At 65.2% G+C, this 19,210-nt stretch carries 19 protein-coding genes; 11 read left to right on the top strand and 8 right to left on the bottom strand.

Annotated elements, in window-relative coordinates; translation table 11 throughout:
- Nucleotides 1-51: 51 nt before the first annotated feature.
- On the bottom strand, nt 52-909 hold the full coding sequence (locus tag FBY36_RS14665; RefSeq protein WP_142120526.1) for a PRC and DUF2382 domain-containing protein: 858 nt from the start codon (nt 907-909) through the stop codon (nt 52-54).
- Nucleotides 910-1,168: 259 nt separating this feature from the next.
- Here FBY36_RS14665 and FBY36_RS14660 point away from each other — a divergent pair, with 259 nt between their 5' ends.
- Together FBY36_RS14660 and FBY36_RS14655 are read left to right on the top strand one after the other, a co-directional pair.
- Nucleotides 1,169-2,326 (top strand): glycosyltransferase family 4 protein, encoded by a 1,158-nt coding sequence (locus FBY36_RS14660; protein WP_200830505.1) that lies wholly within the window; start codon nt 1,169-1,171, stop codon nt 2,324-2,326.
- Nucleotides 2,323-3,693 carry a UDP-glucose dehydrogenase family protein gene (locus tag FBY36_RS14655; RefSeq protein WP_142120522.1) on the top strand — a complete coding sequence of 457 codons (1,371 nt, stop codon included), beginning with the start codon at nt 2,323-2,325 and terminating at the stop codon, nt 3,691-3,693. Before FBY36_RS14660 ends, FBY36_RS14655 begins: the two co-directional genes overlap by 4 nt.
- 30 nt (nt 3,694-3,723) lie before the next feature.
- On the opposite strand, the gene FBY36_RS14650 is transcribed toward FBY36_RS14655, so the two are convergent.
- Nucleotides 3,724-4,587 (bottom strand): HAD hydrolase family protein, encoded by an 864-nt coding sequence (locus tag FBY36_RS14650; RefSeq protein WP_142120520.1) that lies wholly within the window; start codon nt 4,585-4,587, stop codon nt 3,724-3,726.
- Nucleotides 4,588-4,832: 245 nt separating this feature from the next.
- On the opposite strand from FBY36_RS14650, the gene FBY36_RS14645 reads away from it, so the two are divergent.
- On the top strand, nt 4,833-5,102 hold the full coding sequence (locus FBY36_RS14645; protein WP_056332502.1) for a GlsB/YeaQ/YmgE family stress response membrane protein: 270 nt from the start codon (nt 4,833-4,835) through the stop codon (nt 5,100-5,102).
- A 146-nt stretch (nt 5,103-5,248) separates the two neighbouring features.
- Nucleotides 5,249-7,435: a putative bifunctional diguanylate cyclase/phosphodiesterase gene (locus FBY36_RS14640; RefSeq protein WP_235008853.1), complete on the top strand. Its 2,187-nt coding sequence runs from the start codon at nt 5,249-5,251 to the stop codon at nt 7,433-7,435.
- A gap of 31 nt (nt 7,436-7,466) precedes the next feature.
- On the opposite strand, the gene FBY36_RS14635 is transcribed toward FBY36_RS14640, so the two are convergent.
- Nucleotides 7,467-7,844, bottom strand: coding sequence for a hypothetical protein (locus tag FBY36_RS14635; protein ID WP_142120518.1), 378 nt, complete (start codon nt 7,842-7,844; stop codon nt 7,467-7,469).
- Nucleotides 7,845-8,068: 224 nt separating this feature from the next.
- Here FBY36_RS14635 and FBY36_RS14630 point away from each other — a divergent pair, with 224 nt between their 5' ends.
- Nucleotides 8,069-8,620, top strand: coding sequence for a dihydrofolate reductase family protein (locus FBY36_RS14630; protein ID WP_142120516.1), 552 nt, complete (start codon nt 8,069-8,071; stop codon nt 8,618-8,620).
- A gap of 136 nt (nt 8,621-8,756) precedes the next feature.
- Here FBY36_RS14630 and FBY36_RS14625 read toward each other — a convergent pair whose 3' ends face one another.
- A complete protein-coding gene (locus FBY36_RS14625) occupies nt 8,757-9,107 on the bottom strand; it encodes a DUF3846 domain-containing protein (RefSeq protein ID WP_142120514.1) in 351 nt (116 codons plus the stop codon).
- Nucleotides 9,108-9,179: 72 nt separating this feature from the next.
- On the bottom strand, nt 9,180-10,130 hold the full coding sequence (gene mmuM, locus FBY36_RS14620) for a homocysteine S-methyltransferase (RefSeq protein ID WP_142120512.1): 951 nt from the start codon (nt 10,128-10,130) through the stop codon (nt 9,180-9,182).
- A 122-nt stretch (nt 10,131-10,252) separates the two neighbouring features.
- Here mmuM and FBY36_RS14615 point away from each other — a divergent pair, with 122 nt between their 5' ends.
- The 3 genes from FBY36_RS14615 to FBY36_RS14605 are packed head-to-tail and all read left to right on the top strand — an operon-like array spanning nt 10,253 to nt 12,255.
- Entirely contained in the window at nt 10,253-10,702 is a 450-nt protein-coding gene (locus FBY36_RS14615; RefSeq protein WP_142120510.1) for a hypothetical protein, read from the top strand.
- Entirely contained in the window at nt 10,699-11,448 is a 750-nt protein-coding gene (locus FBY36_RS14610; protein ID WP_142120508.1) for a cyclase family protein, read from the top strand. Before FBY36_RS14615 ends, FBY36_RS14610 begins: the two co-directional genes overlap by 4 nt.
- A 30-nt stretch (nt 11,449-11,478) precedes the next feature.
- Nucleotides 11,479-12,255 (top strand): IclR family transcriptional regulator, encoded by a 777-nt coding sequence (locus tag FBY36_RS14605; RefSeq protein ID WP_142120506.1) that lies wholly within the window; start codon nt 11,479-11,481, stop codon nt 12,253-12,255.
- A gap of 11 nt (nt 12,256-12,266) precedes the next feature.
- Here FBY36_RS14605 and FBY36_RS14600 read toward each other — a convergent pair whose 3' ends face one another.
- Nucleotides 12,267-13,043, bottom strand: coding sequence for an IclR family transcriptional regulator (locus tag FBY36_RS14600; RefSeq protein ID WP_142120504.1), 777 nt, complete (start codon nt 13,041-13,043; stop codon nt 12,267-12,269).
- 148 nt (nt 13,044-13,191) lie between these two features.
- Nucleotides 13,192-14,631: an amino acid permease gene (locus tag FBY36_RS14595; protein WP_142120502.1), complete on the bottom strand. Its 1,440-nt coding sequence runs from the start codon at nt 14,629-14,631 to the stop codon at nt 13,192-13,194.
- Between the two features lie 288 nt (nt 14,632-14,919).
- Here FBY36_RS14595 and FBY36_RS14590 point away from each other — a divergent pair, with 288 nt between their 5' ends.
- Together FBY36_RS14590 and FBY36_RS14585 are read left to right on the top strand one after the other, a co-directional pair.
- A complete protein-coding gene (locus FBY36_RS14590; protein ID WP_142120499.1) occupies nt 14,920-15,972 on the top strand; it encodes a homoserine dehydrogenase in 1,053 nt (350 codons plus the stop codon).
- Nucleotides 15,965-17,380, top strand: a complete 1,416-nt coding sequence (locus FBY36_RS14585; RefSeq protein WP_142120498.1) for an aldehyde dehydrogenase family protein — start codon at nt 15,965-15,967, stop codon at nt 17,378-17,380. Before FBY36_RS14590 ends, FBY36_RS14585 begins: the two co-directional genes overlap by 8 nt.
- A gap of 9 nt (nt 17,381-17,389) precedes the next feature.
- Here the strand turns inward: FBY36_RS14585 and FBY36_RS14580 are convergent, their stop codons facing one another.
- On the bottom strand, nt 17,390-17,851 hold the full coding sequence (locus FBY36_RS14580; RefSeq protein WP_142120496.1) for an Lrp/AsnC family transcriptional regulator: 462 nt from the start codon (nt 17,849-17,851) through the stop codon (nt 17,390-17,392).
- 223 nt (nt 17,852-18,074) lie between these two features.
- On the opposite strand from FBY36_RS14580, the gene rlmC reads away from it, so the two are divergent.
- Nucleotides 18,075-19,202 carry a 23S rRNA (uracil(747)-C(5))-methyltransferase RlmC gene (rlmC, locus tag FBY36_RS14575; protein WP_142120494.1) on the top strand — a complete coding sequence of 376 codons (1,128 nt, stop codon included), beginning with the start codon at nt 18,075-18,077 and terminating at the stop codon, nt 19,200-19,202.
- Nucleotides 19,203-19,210 lie beyond the last annotated feature (8 nt).

Below are 19,210 nucleotides of genomic sequence, written 5' to 3'. Positions count from 1 at the left end.
GCTGGTTCAACCAGCTGGCCCGTTGGACGGGGGCCGAGGCCCCCGTCCAGGTCAGCGGCGGGCGCCGCCGTCCGATTCGATGTTCTCCTTGCGGACTTCCTCGTTGACCGTGACATCGTCGCGGACAACGTCCTTGTCCAGCCGGACCCGCTCCACCGGGACGGCTTCCTTATCCACGACGGGGCGCTCCTCGTGGAGGACCACTTCGTGCTCTTCCTCGCTGATGGCAGGTCCGTCGAGGGCGGCACCGCGGTTTGCGTCGGTGATGGGCTCACGCTCGATGCGGACTTCTTCGCGCTCCACAGGGATGGTCTTGGTGACGTTCTCGGTGGTGACGTACTTGCGCAGACGTGCGCGGCCGGTGGCCTCGCGCTCCTTGCCCACGTGCAGCTTTTCCTCGGACCGGGTCATGGCGTCGTCCGTGGTGGGACCGGAGGTGTCGTGGCCAACCGCTCCCCGGGCGGAGGTGTCCCGGTCGGAGGTGTCACGATCGGACGTGATGCCTGCCGTCGGTGTGCCTGCGTTCAGGTCGGCGTCGCCCTGAAGGTCAACGTCGCCTGCCGTGCCGGACGTTGCCTCAGTGTAGGTCCGTGCGCCACGGTCGTAGTAGGTGTAGAGCCGGTCCTCTTCCTCGGGGGTGAGGTGGCCGTCGGCGTCTACGCGGGGAGCGTCCTTGACGTGTTCCTTGGTGTACGGGACCACCAGGTCTTCGCCCTGGTTGTGTGCACCTTCAACCGGAATGAATGACTCCGAGGTGCCGAAAAGGCCGGTCTTGACCGTGACCCATGTGGGCTCACCCGTGTCGTCGTCTGCGTACAGCTGTCCGATCGAACCGATCTTGGTGCCATCGGAACCGACGACGTTGCCGCCCTTGGTGAGCAGGTTTTCAAGATTTTCCCTGTTGAGCATGACTCTCCTTGGATGTGTCTTTGCACTGGGTCTGCCAGCAATGGATGTCCTGGCGCGGGTTGTCCCCGACGCCCGGCTTCCGCCCCGTCTGCTTGAGGCTTTGCGCTGACTGCCCCACTACCGTAAGCATGCTTAGCATCAGATGCCAAGCCTACTTACTAAATATTTTTGATCGTGGCGGCGAGTTGTTCACCCGGGCTTCGCCTTCGGGTAACGCTTTCTCCCCCGCCATTTCAAGGAAGGCGCACACGGTTGAGGAGTGCGGATTGCAATTGTTGCCGAATCTTTTTTGCCGTTGATGAACGGTGTCACCCACTCCATCCTGCGGGTCCTGGACCATCTCCAGGAGCGGGGCGACGAAGTTCTGGTCATCGCGCCTTCCGCCCACGACGGGGAGCCGGCGGCCCAGGTCAACGGCGCCGATGTCCACAGGCTTCCAGCGGTTCCGGTGGCAGGGTATGCGAACGTGCGGGTGGCACTGGGAGGGGTCTACCGGGTCAAGCGAATCCTTGCCGAGTACGCGCCCGACGTAGTGCATCTTGCATCGCCGTTCGTGCTGGGCTGGCGCGCGGCCCAGGCCGCCAGCCAGCTGGGGATTCCCACCGTGGCGATCTACCAGACCGAAGTCCCCGGCTACGCCGCCAGGTACGGTGTGCCCTTCCTCGAGAACTGGGCCTGGAACCGGGTGGAGAACATCCACTTACTGGCAACACGCACCCTGGCGCCCTCCACGTTCGCGCTGAACCAGTTGCGCGGCCGGGGCATCCCGCGGGTGCGGATGTGGCGGCGGGGTGTGGACACGGCACGGTTCTCGCCGGAAAAACGCGACGACGGGTGGCGGGCCTCGGTTGCCCCCAACGGTGAACGGATCATCGGCTATGTGGGCAGGCTGGCGGTGGAAAAACAGGTGGAAGACCTGGCCGCCCTGGCCGGCATGCCCAACACGAGGCTGGTGATCGTGGGCGACGGGCCGCAGCGGACAGCATTGGAGAATGCACTCCCCCGCGCGGTGTTCACCGGTTTCCTGGGCGGCGGGGAGCTGGCGCGGGCGGTGGCTTCCTTCGACCTGTTCGTCCATCCCGGCAAGTTCGAAACTTTCTGCCAGACCATCCAGGAGGCCATGGCATCTGGTGTTCCGGTAGTGGCCACGGGGCGCGGCGGACCATTGGACCTGGTGGAGAATTCGCGGACCGGGTGGCTGTACGAACCGGGCGACCTGTCCGCCATGCGCGCCAGGGTGCAGGACCTGATGGGCGACGACGCCAAGCGCCGGGCATTCGCGGCCGCCGCTCACGCCTCGGTGCAGGACAGGACCTGGCTGGCGCTGTGTACGGAACTGGTGCAGCACTACCGGGACGTCATGGCGGCGGTCCCGGCATCCCCCCAGAAAACGTCCAGGGCAGGAGCATCGTCATGAGGATTTCAGTAATCGGCTGCGGGTACCTGGGCGCTGTCCACGCGGCAACCCTTGCCTCAATGGGCCACAAGGTGGTGGGCATCGACGTCGACCCCGGGAAGGTGCGGCAGCTGGCGCAGGGGGCCGCGCCGTTCCACGAGCCCGGGCTGGATGAGCTCCTCCAGGACGGCCGCGCCACGGGGAGGCTGAGGTTCGCTACCGATCCACGCGATGCCGCGGATGCGCAGGTGCACTTCCTGTGCGTGGGGACACCGCAGGACAAGATGTCCGACGCCGCCGACCTGACCTTCCTGGTCTCCGCCCTCGAAACCCTGCTGCCGCACCTGGCTGCGGGCGCCGTCGTCGTGGGCAAATCCACCGTGCCCGTTGGAACGGTGGACATGCTCCGCGGCATCCTGGCGTCGCGCCCCGACGTGCTGCTCGGCTGGAACCCCGAGTTCCTGCGGCAGGGCACCGCCGTGAAGGACTCGCTGGTGCCGGACCGGCTGGTCTATGGCGTGGAGAGTGGCCGGGCTGCTGCCTTCGACGCGGCAACAGGTGCGCCGCTGGGGGTGGCGGCAGCGCTGGATGCGGTCTATGAACCGCTGCTGGCTGCCGGGATCCCCCGCCTGGTTTGCAGCTTTGCCACGGCCGAGCTCATCAAGTCGGCCGCGAATGCGTACCTGGCCACCAAAATCAGCTTCATCAATGCCGTGGCCGGGCTGTGCGATGCTGCAGGCGCGGACGTGACGGAGCTCAGCGAGGCGATGGGGCTGGACCCGAGGATCGGCGGCCGGTATCTGCACGCGGGGCTGGGCTTTGGCGGCGGCTGCCTGCCGAAGGACGTCCGGAGCTTCCGCGCCCAGGCGGCCACATTTGGTGTGCCGGCGGTGCAGGACTGGATGCGCCTGGTTGATGCGGTCAACCTTGGCCAGCGTGAGCGCACGGTCAACCTCGCCACGGAATTGTGCGGCGGTTCGTTGGCCGGGCGCTCGATCACCGTCCTGGGTGCCTCCTTCAAGCCCGATACGGATGACATCCGGGATTCCCCTGCACTGGATGTGGCGGACCGGCTGGCCGCTGCCGGGGCCAGCGTCACCGTCACGGACCCAAAAGCCGTGAATCTAGCCTGGCGCCGCTACCCGCGCCTCCGCTTCGAGGCGTCGACGGGGAGGGCGTTACAGGGCGCCGAACTGGTGTTGCTCCTCACCGAATGGGACGAGTACCGGCAGCTTTGTCCCGCGGTCTCCGGCCAGCAGGTACGACGGCGGGTGGTCCTGGATGCCCGGAACGTGCTGGATGCAGCGGCGTGGCAGGAAGAAGGCTGGGCAGTGCGGGGCCTTGGCACCCCCGCCGGGGCGACGGTCACGGTACCCGCGGTGGGCTGAGGCCCGCCCGGCGCTCCAAACCAGTCTGGTTCAGCCCAGGAGCCCGAGTTCGGCGAAGGCCAGCGCGACGCCGTTACCGGCGGGAGGGGCGGTGATCCTGTCCGCCACGGCAAGAACGGCGGGATGACCGCCCTCCACGGCGATGCCCACGCCGGCGTACTCGAGCATTTCAATGTCGTTGGCGCTGTCGCCGATGGCAATGATGTCCGCCCGGTCCAGGCCGAGCCGGGCTTCCACCGCCTGGATGCCCACCGCCTTGTGGGTGCCGGCCATGAAGATCTCCCCCGCGCGGTCACCCAGCGCCGACAGGGAACTGGGGATCAGCCCCACGTCCGGACCGAAGGATTCCATCAGGTGGCTCAAGGGTACCGGTGAATCGAAGCAGGAGACCTTGGCATAGGAGATGCTGTGGAGGTCATCGCTGTACTGCATCGGTCCCAGGATGTCCTCGAGCGGATCCACGTCCGTGCTGAGGACTCCGTCGTGCTGTGGACGGCCGGCGAAGACGGGGCCCAGCACCTCCCTCAGCCGCCGGTCCACCCCGATCCGGCCGTGCAGGGCCTCCGGAGCTTCCAGGATGTAGGCGGCGTGGTGCGCATCCAGGGCCTCCACAATGCGGGCCGCCAGGTCCGGCTCAAAACGGGCGTCCTTCAGGATCTCCCCGTTGACCTCCACGCGGGCACCGGCCCCCGTAATGGTGCCGTCAAACCCCGCGTCCAGGATGTGGGCCGGGACCATGGACAGTGGCCGGCCGGTGCAGACAAAGACCAGGTGTCCGAGTTTCCGGGCGGTCCGCACCGCGTCCACATGCGCGGCCGGAGCCAGCCCGTGGTCGGCGTACGTCCCGTCGATGTCGAGAAAGATGGCACGGGGCCTGGCGGTCTGACTGGGCATGCCTGCACTCCTTGGTCTGATCCGGGACTTGCATCCTATCGGCGGACACTGTTCCCTTAGCGGCCACTCTTCTATTTGGCGGACACCGCTCCATTCCGCCGCCCTGAATAAAAGATCCGCATTCCTGCCGCGAAACTGACAGTCATCCTGTGATATTCAAAGTCTTGCACAGTAGTAAGCCTGCTGATTGAATGATGGAACCGGAAATGGGGGCCCGGCACAACTTACTGACAAGGAGTGGCAACATGGGCATTATCGGATTTCTCATTTTGGGCCTGATTGCTGGAGCCATTGCGAAGGCCATCCTGCCGGGTCGCCAAGGCGGCGGCTGGGTAGTGACCCTGGTCCTCGGCGTCGTCGGAGCCATCCTGGGCGGCTGGATCGGATCGCTCATCTTTGGCGGTGGACTGGCCGAATTCTTCGATCTCAGGACGTGGCTGCTGGCCATCCTCGGCTCCATCATCGTTCTCCTGATCTACGGAGCAGTCACCAACCGCAGTGGCCGCCGGGTGTAGCCGCAGCACATAAATAATTCAGTAAGAAGCGCCGGACTCCCCAAAAGGAGGACGGCGCTTTTTACGTCCAACGTGACTTAATTTATGGCCCCCGGTACCCGCCCAATTGGCGCGGATGGCCTTTATGATGGCGAAGGGGTGGTGTGATGACCAGTTTTATGGGCCGTGCCAACAATGTGGCATTACAAACGTTTGGCGTGGTCATGGACGCGAGCCCGGACGCGCTGCTGGCATTGACCGCAGAGGGCATCATTCTTGCAGCCAATCCGGCAGCAGCGAGGCTCTTCGGCTTCGCCGGGGAAGCTCTTCCCGGCAGGGACCACCGCCAACTGATCGCCGAGGGCTTCCGTGACGAGGTGGACATGTTGTTCCACCAACTCCTTGCCGAGCCGGAGGCGTATCCGCGGCCGCGGGAGATCATAGGGCTGCGCCACGACGGCGTCGAGATCCCCATCGAGGTGGCCGCCGCACTCCTTCCCCAGCCAACCGCGGCCGGCACTCAAGGGGAGGCTGGACCGCCGGCGCAACCGGAAGAACAGGTTGCGCCCTCCGCAGCGCGGCTGCTGCTTTCCGCCCGCGGAACGGCACACCGCAAGGCAGACGAGGGCCTGCGGGAGGCGATGTCCCTGCTGACGGCCACCTTGGAATCCACTGCCGACGGCATCCTGGTGATGGGCAATGACGGCAGGGTGGCAGGTTTTAACGATCAATTCCTCACCATGTGGGGTATCCGGCCGGAACTGATGGAGGCGGAGAGCGAAGAACCCGTCATGCGGCTCATCGTGGAGCAGGTGGCGGATCCTGTGGCCTTCACCGCCCGGCTCGGCGAACTCCAGGAGGACCCGGCCGCCGAAAGCCATGACGTGGTTGAGTTCAGGGACGGCCGTACATACGAACGGTATTCCCGCCCCCAACGGGTGGGCGAAAAAATCGTCGGCCGGGTATGGAGCTTCCGCGATGTCACGCCCCGGCGGAAAGCGCAGGAGCAGGCGCACCGGGCCATGATGGACCTGGCCGTCCAGGCTGAGAAGCTGCGGGCCATGGCGTTCCAGGACCCGCTGACCGGGCTCGCGAACAGGGCGGTGTTCAACGACGCCCTGGCCGAAGCACTGCTGGAACCCCGGCTGAAGACGGTGGACGTCCTGCTTCTCGACCTGGACGACTTCAAGGAGGTCAATGACATCCTTGGCCACCAGGCAGGCGATGACATGCTCATCGAAGTGGCACGCCGGCTCCGCGGGTGCGTCCCCACCGCAGACGTGGTTGCACGGTTGGGCGGGGACGAGTTCGTGGTGCTGTTGACGGCGTGCCCGGACGCCGACGCCATCGCGGCGTGCATCGTGCGCTGCCTGCACGTCCCGGTGACCATCAACGGCACCGTCCTGCGGCCGCGCCTGAGCCTGGGCCTCGCCTCCCTGGGGCAGGACAGCGTTGGTCCGTCCGAACTGCTGCGGCACGCGGACATCGCGATGTATGCGGCCAAGGCGGCCGGCAAGAACCGGTTCCTGCGCTTCCACCCGGACATGATGCAGGCCCTGGTGCAGCGCACGCATATGGAGAGCGGACTGCGGCTGGCCGTTCCGCGCGGCGAAATTACCGTGGACTTCCAGCCCATCGTGTCGCACCGCATGGGACAGGTGGTGCAACTGGAGGCACTGGCAAGGTGGGACCGCGACGGCGAGCGGGTGCCGCCGTCGATCTTCATCCCGCTGGCCGAGCGCACCCGGCTGATCAGCGAAATCGGGGCCGAGGTGATGGCTTCCGGAATGGTGCAGTTGGCGCGGTGGCTCAGCGAGGATCCCTCGCGCTCCCTGGCCGTCAACGTTTCCGGCGTCCAGCTGCAGGAACCGGACTTCGCCGAGACCGTCCTGAGGCTCGCGAAAGCCAGCGGCGTGGCCCCCTACCAGCTGGTCATGGAAGTCACCGAGAGTGTGTTTTTCGACGCCGACTGCAGTCTGATCCGGCAGCTCAGCACGCTCCGGGACGCCGGGGCCAGGGTGGCACTGGATGACTTCGGCACCGGTTACTCCTCATTGGGCCGGTTGCAGGACCTGCCGGTGGACACGGTGAAAATCGACCAGTCGTTCGTGTCCATGGTGCGGACGGGCAACGAACGCCTGCCCATTCTCAGTTCCATGATCAACATGGCGCACAGCCTGGGGCTGACCGTCACTGCGGAAGGGATCGAGACCGTGGCACAGGCTGATTACCTGGCGGCCCTGGAATGCGATTCGCTGCAGGGCTATCTGTTCTCACTGCCGGAGCCCGGGGACCGGCTTGGCCAGGCACTGCGCCACGCGGAGGAAGCGCTGAACGCTTTGAAGGGGCGCTAAAGCAGGTGGCCCGCAACCGGGGCTGCTTCGCCTAGGCTGCTTCCTGCCGGCCGGGACGCTGCGGCTTGGCCGGCGCCTGCTGGGAAACGGCGGGTTGTGCAGGGGAAGCTTCAAGCTCCAACGCTTCCCCAGTCCCTGAGGAAAGGTCGGCCTCCAGGACAGGTGCGGCGGCGCGGTTGCGGCGCCAGCGGCGGACCAGGTCGACAGCGGCCAGCAGCCCTGCGAGGGGGGTCAGGACAGCTGCCGCGTAGACGAACAGCATCCAGGTCAGGGTGGTCAGCGGCGGCTGGTTGTTGTTAAGCAGGGACAGCCCGCCAAGCATGCCCACGACCCAGAACAGCACCACGGCCGTCAGTACGGCGCCGGCAGGAAAATACTGGTTGGTCACGACTTTTTTCAGGGTCTCCATGCACTTCCTCCTGCCTGGCCGGGGGACGGCAAAAGCCGCTCAAACACAAGTATGGGGCCCGGCCGGCACGAAACTGCGCAAGACGACACGGCGAGTGATGAAGCTAACGCAGCCACCCGCCGTCGTACGGATTCCCGGGCCAAAAATGCCCCTCCCGTGCCCTTCCCGGAACGGCCTGGGGCGAATACCGTAATGGCTGTCCGCCCAAAAAACTGGAGGTTCCCATGCGCAAACTCACTGCCGGCCTGTTCCACTCCGTGGACGGGGTGGTGTCCGAACCTTTCAAGTTCCAGTTCGACAGCTTCGACGAGGAACTTGGCGCGGGCCTGACCAGGATGATCAACACGGTGGACACGGTGGTCCTGGGCCGCGTCAGCTACCAGGAGTGGGCCGAATACTGGCCTAACGCCTCGGCTGACCAGGACTTCGCCGCGTTCATCAACCCGGTGGAGAAGTTTGTTGCCTCACGCACCCTCACCGGGCCCCTGGAATGGCAGAATTCGCAGCTGATGGATGCGCCGCTGGAGGAGTTCGTAGCCAGGCTGAAGGAGCGCGACGGCGGCGAGATCGCCGTGTGCGGGAGCATCTCCGTGGTGCGGCAGCTGCTCTTCGCCGGGCTGCTGGACTCACTGCAGTTGATGACGCACCCGGTCATTGCCGGCAGCGGCCGCAAATTGTTCCAGGACGGTGACCCGTTGACCCGGCTGGCGCTGCAGGACCAGTCAACCACCAGCAAGGGCAACGTGCTGAGCACCTATGGGGTCCGCGGGGACTAGGTTTAGCCCGAACTGCTGCGGGAGCCGCCCCGAATTGGGGCACATTGACACGGACGCGCCGAAGATCAGGGCCTGTACGGCCCGTTTCCCGCTCAATGTGCCCCACGACGGCAGGTGGCACCGGGAGTCGGCGGACCTACGCGGCCAGCGGCGTCCCGAACAGCTCCTCCGCGAGCCGGGCCAGATGGTCCGGGATGTCCGCTTCGCCCCCGTGTTCGCCGCGGCCAAGGAAGACAGCCGTGCCGCGGATCCCGCCAAGATCCAGACCGCATTCATGCATGAGCTGCCCGGCGCGGACGTTGACCGGCAGGAGCAGGGTGACGCTTTCGGCGTTCAGGTAGACATGCCAGTCGCCGCGGATCACCGACTCCAGAGGCCCCCCCACCAGGGCTTCCAGGGCCTGCAGATCCGCAGGCACCTGCTCGAGGCGGATCGGTTCGGAATTGCCGGCCGGTACTACAAGTGCTGTGTAAGTTCTGTTGTCCATTGCTCGTTGCTCCATAGGTTTTAACACCTGTGGATCCGCCAGTGTTCCCTGGACCGGCGCGATGACGTGAAGCTAGGCGTTGCCCGCCAGGCCGGCCAACACGGCGATGTCACGCGGTGTGGTGCGGCAGCAGCCACCCACGATCCGGGCACCAAGCTTCCTCCACTCAGGGGCGGCTGAGCCAAGGCTGGCGGGGGCGCCGGCTGCGGCGGTCCGGTCCCGGCTCCACGTCTTTGTTGCCGGATCATAGGTCTCCCCCGAGTTGGGGTAGGCCACCAGCGGCTTGTCCGTGTGCTCCCGCAGTGCTGCGAGCGCCGGCGTGACGAGGTTGAGCGGGACGCAGTTCACGCCCACTGCGGCGACGTGGGGCTGGCCGTCAAGGAGCCGGGCCACGTCGGCGAGCGGAGTTCCGTCGCTGATGTGCCCGCCGTCGCGCAGTGAAAAGGAGAACCAGGTGTCGACGCCGTGTTCCCGGCTCAGTGCCAGCAGGGCTTCGGCCTCGGCGAAGGAAGGCAGTGTTTCCAAGGCCAGGAGGTCAAAGCCGGCGTTGACCAGGGCGGCGATCCGGGGGGCGTGGAAGTCCTCGAACTCCGCCGGGCTGAGCACGTAGTCACCGCGGTATTCGGAACCATCAGCGAGATAGGCGCCATAGGGTCCCACGGAACCGGCGACCAGCAGGGGCCCGGCATCGGGATGCCCGGCCAAGTGCTCCTGGCGTGCTTCAGCCGCGAGCCGGACGGACAAGGCAACCAGTTCCAGGGCTTCCGGGCCACCAATCCCCCGCGCGGCGAAACCCTGGGGCGTGGCTTGATAACTGGCGGTGGTGGCGATGTTGGCGCCCGCCGCGAAATAGTCGCGGTGGACGTCCCTGATGAGGTCCGGCTGTTCCAGCAGGACTTTGGCTGACCACAAGGGATCTGCCAGGTTGCACCCGCGGGCCTCCAGCTCGGTGGCAAGGGCGCCATCGGAGACCAGGGGCCTTTCCTGCGAAAGGAGGTTGGACAGGGGTGCGTGGCTGGGCATGCCGACTCCGAACTGGATAACTGTGCTGACAATAATCATTATAAACAATTTCTCATGCTTGTATTGAACATCACTCTGTGCCACGATGACAGGCATCTACGACCCATATAGGAGGACCACACGTGAGTGTGCAGCTGAATACAGTCCGCAAGCTTCGGGTGCACTGGCCCATCAGCACAGAAACCTTCGCAGGAATAGCGGCCGGAGAGGTCGCCGCTCTCCAGCAGGACCCTGGCCTGGCGGCGCTCCTGCACACTGTGGAGCAGTTCCGCGAGCTCGGCGACTTTGGGAACTACAAACACGTATTTGAGTCAGGCGTTGGCTTGGAAGGGTTCACCTGCGGTGAGGGTGCCGTACCCACGCTGGGCACGGTGGGGGAACACATGGTTTCGCCCACCTTCGTTTTCACCACGTACTTTGATGCTGCCCTTGAGGACCACGTGGTGGAACAGTTCATTAAGGAGTTGGTGGACATCCATCCCTGGGAGCTGCCGGTCATTGAGGTAACCGGGCCTGTGAGCGTGGCCGGAGGCCTTGGCGCCAAAGACCGTTCAGGTGCGGCTGCCTCATGATGGACACCGCCACCGGTCTCTGGCCGGCGCTGCAGTCCGTGTTGGAGGGACGGCAGTTTACCGATCTCACCCACGCCTTTCATCCCGGCCAGCCGCACTTTCCCGCCTTTCCGAACGAAACCCGGGAAGCGCTTTTCGATCTCGACAAAGGCGACGGGTTCACGGCGCACAGGTATTCCATTGTTGGCCAATGGGGAACACACGTGGACCCGCCATCCCATTTCATCCGGGGCGGCCGCACCCTGGACTGCATTCCTGTCGAGGACATGATCCTGCCGCTGGTGGTGCTGGACATCACCAGCGATGTCGCCTGCAACCCCGACGCCACACCCGGCCTGGACCATGTCAGGGACTGGGAGGAACGGAATGGCAGGATTCCCGCCGGTTCCTTTGTAGCACTCAGGACCGGATGGAGCCGGCGCTGGCCGGACAGCGAGGCCATGGCCAACCGGGATGTATACGGGGTCAGCCACACTCCCGGCTGGTCACGGGAAGTACTGTCCTTCCTCGTCGAGGAACGCTCAATTTCCGCCATCGGGCACGAGCAAACAGATACAGATCCCGGACTGGCAACCTCCAACGGGGATTTCGGCCTGGAAACGTACATTCTCGCCCAGGACCGCTGGCAGATTGAACTGCTGGCGGATCTCACCGGCCTTCCGGAGGCAGGAGCCGTAATTGTGGCCAGTTGGGCCAAACCACTTCAGGGAAGCGGTTTTCCCGCCCGCGTCTTTGCCATCTCCTGACGGCAGGCAACAGTCATTTAGACTCGGACCATGTCGAGGACTACAAGCATGGGACGGGGAATCACGGCGGTGCTGGCTGCCGGGGAGCGCCACGCCCATGGCCTCCCCGGCGGCACCGTGGCCGAAATTGCCGCTGACCTCGGCAAGGACCGCAGCCAGGTGTCCCGGAGCCTGCGGACCGCAGAGCAGGAAGGGTTCCTGCGCCGAACAGCGCAACGCACTTTTGCCCTGGACTGGAGCGTGCTGACCGATGCCCACCTGTTGACCCGGCGCCGCCTGCACACCGACGGTGCGGCCGCGTTGGAGCGGCTCTCGAGCGAGACCGACGAAGGATGCTTCCTCGGCGTCCTCAGCGGGGACAGCACCGTTACGGTGGGCGAAAGTATTCCCGCAACCAGCAAAATGGTGGGGTCATGGCTGGGCCGGCCCTACCCTGCCTACTGCAGCGATGCCGGCCAGGCACTCTTCTGGGAGGCCTCCGAAATGCAGGTGCGTAAGGTCTTCGCGCAGGTCCCTTTCGTGAAGCACGGCCCCAACACACCGGGCGACGTAGAGGACTTCCTGTCGCGCTTGAAGGCGGCGCGGCGGCGCGGCTATTCCATTGTTGATGAGGAAGCTGAACCGGGCCTGTACTCGCTGGCCGTTCCCGTGCGGGACTTCAGGGGCGAGGTGGTGGCCGCCCTGCAGATCGTAGGCCCGAAGAGCCGGCTCGAGCCCCGCCAGGCTGACCACGCCAAGGCGTTGGCAGCGCAGGGGACGTGGCTTGAAGCCATGCTGGGCTGCCCGCCCCCCAGCAAACAGCCCTAGGTGCCGGCCCGCTACCCTTCAGGGGTGGGCAGGGCAGCCCCCAGCCTGGCCGCGGCCTCGGCGAGGAGATCGGCCAGTTCCCGGGCCGGGGAACCCATCTCCGCCCGGCTGCCAAGAGCACTGAGCGAAGCAACGATTCCGCCCTGGGGATCGCGGATGGGGACAGCAACTTCGACGATGCCGTGTTCGAATTCCTCCACGGCAGCAACATAGCCCTCGGCTTTATCCCGGGCCATCAACTCCCAGGCCTCCGGGATGGAGTGGGCAGCACCGGGACCGCCAACGCCGATGAAATTCACGTCGGAAAGCAATGCCTCGAAGCCGCGCTGCTTATGGTCCCACAGCAAGGCCCGCCCGGATCCCGTGCACCAAACGGGCGTCACCATGCCGGGCTGGACAAAGCTGCCGGCACGTGAATCGTTGCTCGATGGCAGCAGCAAAATGACGCGGTAACCGTCCCGGACGGACACACGGGCGCGGAGACCGGTGGCGGCCACCAGGCTCTCCAGTTCAGCCCCGGCGTGCCGTATCCAGCCCGTATTGAGCGTGGCCGCAAGGCCGAAAAAGCCCCTCCCTACCCGGAACGGACCGCGTTCCGGCCGCTCCAGGAGGCCAAGCTCGCACAGCTCCTGGGTAAGGCGGGACACCCGGCTCTGGTCCATGCCCAGCTCAGCGGCCAGCTGCGAAACGCCCAGGAGCTGCTTGCCGGTCTTTTCCCGGTCAACCACCAGACGCACAATCCGCAGTCCCTGCGCCAGCGACGACGCCTCCGGGGCAGTATCGTCCACCCTTGCTGCTCCTTCCCACCGTCAACCGGTCTATCTTCACACGGGAGGGTCCCCCTGATGCCACACCCTTCTCCGCGTCCCGAATGCAGCCAGGGCCCGGCGCAGACGCTTTGCGCGTCTGCGCCGGGCCGCAGCTGTGGTTCACGTCCTAGGCGGGCACGCCGGCAGAGCGCTTCCGCCCGTACCTGAAGTGGAAGTAGCCGTAGCAGGCCGCAACGAAAGGAATACCAAAGTACAGGGCCGCGACCTGGTTGGGATCAAAGGCTATGCCGACTAGTGAGATGGCGCAGAGGGTAAATGCCAGGATCGGCACCAGCGGAAAGAACGGGGCCTTGTAGCCCAGTGCAGCGACGTTCCCGCCGTTCCTGACGAAGGACCGACGGTGGAAGAAGTGGGAAGCGGTGATGGACATCCACACACCCACCACTGCGAAGCCTGCCACCGACACCAGTGCCAGGTAGACAGTTTCGGGAGCAACCACGCTGCTGATGAGGGATGCCAGCCCTCCGAGCATGCTCACCGACAGCGCGGTCATGGGGATGCCCCGGCGGGTCAGCTTCTTGAGCGCCTGCGGTGCGTGGCCTTCATTGGCAAGGGAGTAGAGCATCCTCGCGCACGAAAACAATCCGCTGTTGCCGGCGGACAGCAGCGCCGTGATGATGACAAAGTTCATCAGGTCAGCGGCGAAAGGAACACCGGTGGCCGTAAACACGGTCACAAACGGGCTCTCGTCAAGCCCTACTTCCTGGTACGGAATAGTGGCGGCAATGACAGCGATGGCCCCTACGAAAAACACCAGCAGGCGGATGACGGTGCTTCGCATCGCTTTGGGAATGCTGGTGGCGGGATCCTTTGTTTCCCCGGCCGCCACACCAATCAGTTCCGACCCGGAGAAGGCGTAGAAGACGGCAAGCGCGGTGATCAGAACGCCGGTGAATCCATTGGGAAACAGGCCTCCCTCGGTATTGAAATTTTCGAACAGGAAGGGATGGCTGCCGCCTTCGCTGAGCGGATGGAAGCCCAGCAGGGCTGCGCCGCCAAGGACGATGAGCGCGATGATCGCCGCGACCTTGATGATGGCAAACCAGAACTCCGACTCGCCAAAGAACCTGGCCGAAACGGCGTTCAGACCGAACAGCGTGACGGCAAATACAAGGCACCACACCCAGACGTCAACGCCGGGGAACCACCGTTGCATCAGCAGGCCCGAGGCGGTGAATTCCGACCCGATGGCCACTGCCCAGCACAACCAGTACAGCCATGCAGTTGCGAAGCCGGTGGCCGGTCCGATGGACCGGGCAGCGTAAATGTGGAACGCGCCGGAGACGGGGTACGCGATGGCGAGCTCACCCAGGCATGCCATCACCAGGTAAACCACAAAGGCGCCAACGAGGTAGGCAAGAACGGCGCCGAGTGGCCCTGCCTGCGAAATGGTGTAGCCAGAACTAAGGAACAAGCCGGAACCTATCACTCCGCCCACGGCGATCATGACCAGGTGCCTGGGGCCCATGGAGCGGTGGAGTCCGGGTTCTCCGGAAGGGGGAGCGCCAGGCTCCGGCTTGAGGGTCAGGGGGGTCGAAGATTCCAAGGGATGCCTCCAGTTGGGGGAAGGGTCGGAAGGGCGGCCGCATTTCGCCTGCCTGTCCGAAAGGGGCTATGAGTGCGTCGACAGTGACGAAAGTAACACAAAGACCCCTTTTTAGTCATCAAAATCATACGAAGATGCAAATGTTGCACGTTTACTACGTGGGGGCGGCATGTCGATTCCTCAGGTCAATGGTCGTTCTGCCTCCCCGTTTGGGCATTTGGGCATGTCCCGACGGACGGCGGGTGGGACCACGATGGGAGCACCAACTGGACAGATCGAAGGAGCACCATGACCACGTACGACATCGCGCTGATCGGTTTCGGCGGCGTCAACAGAACACTTGCCGAATTGATCGCCACCCGCGGGGATGAGCTCAGCCTCAAACTGGGTTTCGGCCTGCGGGTGGTGGCCATTGCGGACCTTCGCCTCGGCTCGCTGGTGCAGGCCGGGGGGATTGACCTGGACGCAGCCTTCCGGCTCGAGCCAGGTGTGGAGACCTTCGCAGCATGCGGGGGGTCCGCAGAGCCGGACAACGAGCGTGTCATCCGAACCTGCCCTGCCGACATTATCTGCGAAGCAACCTTCACCAACCCCACGGACGGTGAGCCCGCGGCCTCGCACGTCCGCTGGGCCCTGGAATCAGGTAAGAGCGTCTGCACCACCAACAAGGGCCCCGTTGCGCTGCGGGGAGGGGAACTGGCGGAACTTGCGCAAAGGGAAGGCCTGCATTTCGAATTCGAGGGCGCGGTGATGAGTGGAACCCCCGTGCTCCGTTTCGCGAAGCAACTGCTTCCAGGCCTGATACTCACTGGCTTTGAGGGCATCCTCAACGGCACCAGCAACTACGTCCTGGGCCGGATGGAGGAAGGCCTCAGCTTTGACGAGGCAGTGCGCGAAGCCCAGCAGCGGGGTTACGCCGAGGCGGATCCCTCCGCTGACATTGAAGGCTACGATGTCCAGCTCAAAGTCCTGATTTTGGCAAACGAACTGCTGGGAGCGGACCTTACGCTCGCTGACGTACAGCGCCAGGGCATATCCGCGCTGACCCGCGAGGACCTGAGCAAAGCTGCCGGCCAGGGCCGGAGGTGGAAACTGGTTGGCTCTGCGCGCCGAAACCCGGATGGGACAGTAACCGCCGGTGTTGCCCCCGCCGCACTCCCCCTCGACCACGGGCTCGCGGGAGTTTCCGGCGCCAACAACGCGGTGTCCTTCAACACCGACCTCCTCGGCCCGGTAACGGTTTCCGGTCCCGGGGCCGGACGGGTGGAGACGGCGTATGCCCTGCTCTCGGACATCATCGCCATGCACGGTGCGGGGAACCAGGTGACTGCCAATGCATGAATCGACACTGGCCCCACTCAAGAACGCGCTGCCCGCCTGCGGCGACGTGCAGAGCCCCTACGATGGCCGGGTGGTGGGAGCGGTCGCCCTGACCCCACCGGACGCCATGGAAACGATCTTCGAGGCAGCCCGCGCGGGGGCCGTGCGGGCCCGGGGAATGTCCCGCCACACCCGCGGGAAGCTCCTGGACGCTGCTGCCATGCTGATGGACGGGCGGGCGGAGGATTTTGCCCGGACCATCACCGCTGAGAGCGGGAAGACCATCCGCCAGGCACGCAAGGAAGTACTGCGGGCGGTCAACACCCTTCGCTTGTCGGCGGCAGAAGCACGCCGGAATGAAGGAGAAACCATCCCTTTTGACTCCTATGAAGGCTCGGAAGACCGCATTGGCTGGTACTCCCGAGAACCGCTGGGCATCATCGCGGCCATCACGCCGTACAACGACCCGCTGAACCTGGTGGCGCACAAGGTGGGCCCGGCCATCGCGGGAGGCAACGCCGTGATCCTCAAGCCGTCCGCCTTGACCCCGCTCTCCGCGCAAATGCTGGCGGACGTCCTCACCGAAGCGGGTCTGCCCCACGGAGTGCTCACGGTTGTCCACGGGGGCCGGGAAGTTGCGGAGGCGATCGTCAGGAACCGCGACGTACGGATGGTGTCCTTCACCGGCGGGTTTTCCACCGGGGAGGCCATCGCCCGGACAGCGGGGCTGAAGAAGCTGTCCATGGATCTGGGCGGCAACGCACCCGTGATCGTGATGGACGACGCTGACATTCCTGCCGCCGTGGAAGCGTGCGTCTCCGGTGCCTTTTGGGCCGCCGGCCAGAACTGCGTGGGAGCGCAGCGCATTCTCGTGGCCGAGCCGCTGTACAGGGAGTTCCGGCGGCGCTTCCTGCAGGAAACGTCACGGCTCGTGGCGGGCGATCCTGCAGGGGAAAGCACCGATGTGGGTCCAATGATCACTTCCGAAGCGGTGGAACACCTCCAAGCCAAAATTGCTGCGGCCGTCAGCGCAGGTGCCGTGGTCCTGGCCGGCAATATCCGGGACGGCAATGTCCTGCAGCCCACGGTGCTGGAGAACGTACCCATGGGGAGCAGACTCTGGAAGGAAGAAGTCTTTGGGCCGGTGGTGCTGCTGCAGCCGTTCACAACCTTTGACGAGGCGGTGGACCTGGCGAATGCGGTGGACTTCAGCCTGCACGCCGGGATCTTCACGCGGTCCCTCGGTACTGCACTGGAAGCCGCCGGCCGTATCGATGCAGGTGGCGTGATGATCAATGATTCCTCGGATTACCGTTTCGACGGCATGCCGTTTGGTGGATCCAAGTACGGGAGCATGGGCCGCGAAGGTGTCCGGTTCGCCTACGAGGAGATGACCCAACCGAAGGTTGTCTGCATCAAGCACCAGTGATAGCAGGACCTAGGTGGGCTGGACTGCCGTGCCCCGCCGGACGTAGTTGGACAGGGTCATGGCCGTCACCGTGTCCGTCACTCCTGGAGCGGCAGCAATCTGCTCCCAGATTTCCTGGATGCGCTCCAAGGAACGGGCTTCCACCCGGACCAGCAGGTCGAAGTCGCCGCTGACAACATCGCAGAGGACCACTTCGGGGATGGATTGCAGCAGGGAGATCACATCGGATCCGCGCACCCTGTCCTTCCGGTAGACCATCAGGAAGGCCGAGACCGGCCCTTGTCCGGGGGCACCGGTGACCACCGTGTAGCCCTGGATATACCCCTGCCGTTCCATGCGGTCGATCCGCTGCCGCACGGCGTTCCGGGACAGAAGCACCTTTGCTGACAGCTCCGCATGGCTGATCCGGGCGTTGCGCGTCAGCTCCGCAAGGATGCTCTGATCGATCCGGTCAAGACTAGCCCGCTCCATGTCCATCCTTCACCGCAAGAAATCCAACAGCAGACGAGAGTCGGCCCGGCTCCAGAACGGAAGCACAAAGAGATGATACGTCGGCGCCGGAACCGGCCGGTTCACGGACCCGGATCGAAAAGGGCCCCGCCATGAAGAAGGGCGACGCCGGCACCTGGCCGGGTGCCGGCGTCGGACCTTCACGTCGTGGCCGGGATGGCGCACCGGGTAAACTTGTCCGGTCATGCGCTGTTCCTACTTTGATGCCGGCACCTGCCGCTCCTGCACCCACATGGGCAGGCCCTACGGCGAGCAGCTGGCCGGCAAGCAGCTGCACTGCCAGGCTCTGCTGTCCGGCCACGCCGAACTCGAATGGCTTCCGCCGGTGGCGAGCCAGGAGTCGGGCTTCCGCAACAAGGCCAAAATGGTGGTTGGCGGAACCGCGCAGAACCCCACCATCGGGATCCTCGACGCCGACGGCCACGGCGTGGACCTGCGCAAGTGCGGTGTCTGCTCCCCCGGCCTGCTGGCCTGCTTCCCTGTGCTGGCGAACTTCATCCGGCGGGTCCGCCTGACGCCTTATGACGTTCCGCGCCGGACCGGCGAGCTCAAGCACGTCATCGTTACCGAATCTCCCGACGGGAAGGTCATGCTCCGGCTGGTCCTGCGCTCGGACCAAACGGTGCCCCGCATCCGGAAGCACCTCCCGGAACTGCTGGCCGCGCTGCCGCAGGTAAAGGTGGTCTCGGTCAACCTGCACCCGGAACACAAAGCCGTGCTGGAAGGCGACCGGGAGATCCTGCTGACGGAGCAGTCCACCCTGAACATGCGGGTCAACGACATCAACCTGCAGCTGCGCCCGCAAAGCTTCTTCCAGACCAACACCGACATGGCCGCGGCCCTGTACCGGCAGGGGCGCGAGTGGGTCAACGAACTGGCACCGGCCTCGGTGTGGGACCTGTACTGCGGCGTGGGCGGCTTCGCCCTGCACAGCGCTGCCCCGGCCCGCACCGTCACCGGCATTGAAACCAGCAGCGAGGCGATCGTGTCCGCCCGCATCAGCAGTGGCGAAGCCGGCCTGGAGGGAATGGACTTCCAGGCCGGTGACGCCACCGCGTTTGCCCTTGCCAGCGAGAAGTCGCCGGATCTGGTGATCGTGAACCCGCCACGGCGGGGCATCGGGAAGGAGCTGTGCGGCTGGCTGGAATCGTCGGACGTGCAGCACCTGCTGTACTCCAGCTGCAACGCGCAGTCCCTGGCCCGCGACCTGGCCGCACTCCCGTCGTTCACCGCCCGGCGCGCCCGGGTCCTGGACATGTTCCCGCAGACCACGCACTACGAGGTGATGGTGCTGCTGGAACGGGCTGCTTAAGTCCCCGG

The organism is Arthrobacter sp. SLBN-122 (genome assembly GCF_006715165.1).
Classification (GTDB): domain Bacteria; phylum Actinomycetota; class Actinomycetes; order Actinomycetales; family Micrococcaceae; genus Arthrobacter.
Note: the sequence above shows the minus strand (reverse complement) of the source record. Positions and strands in the feature narration are given on the sequence as shown.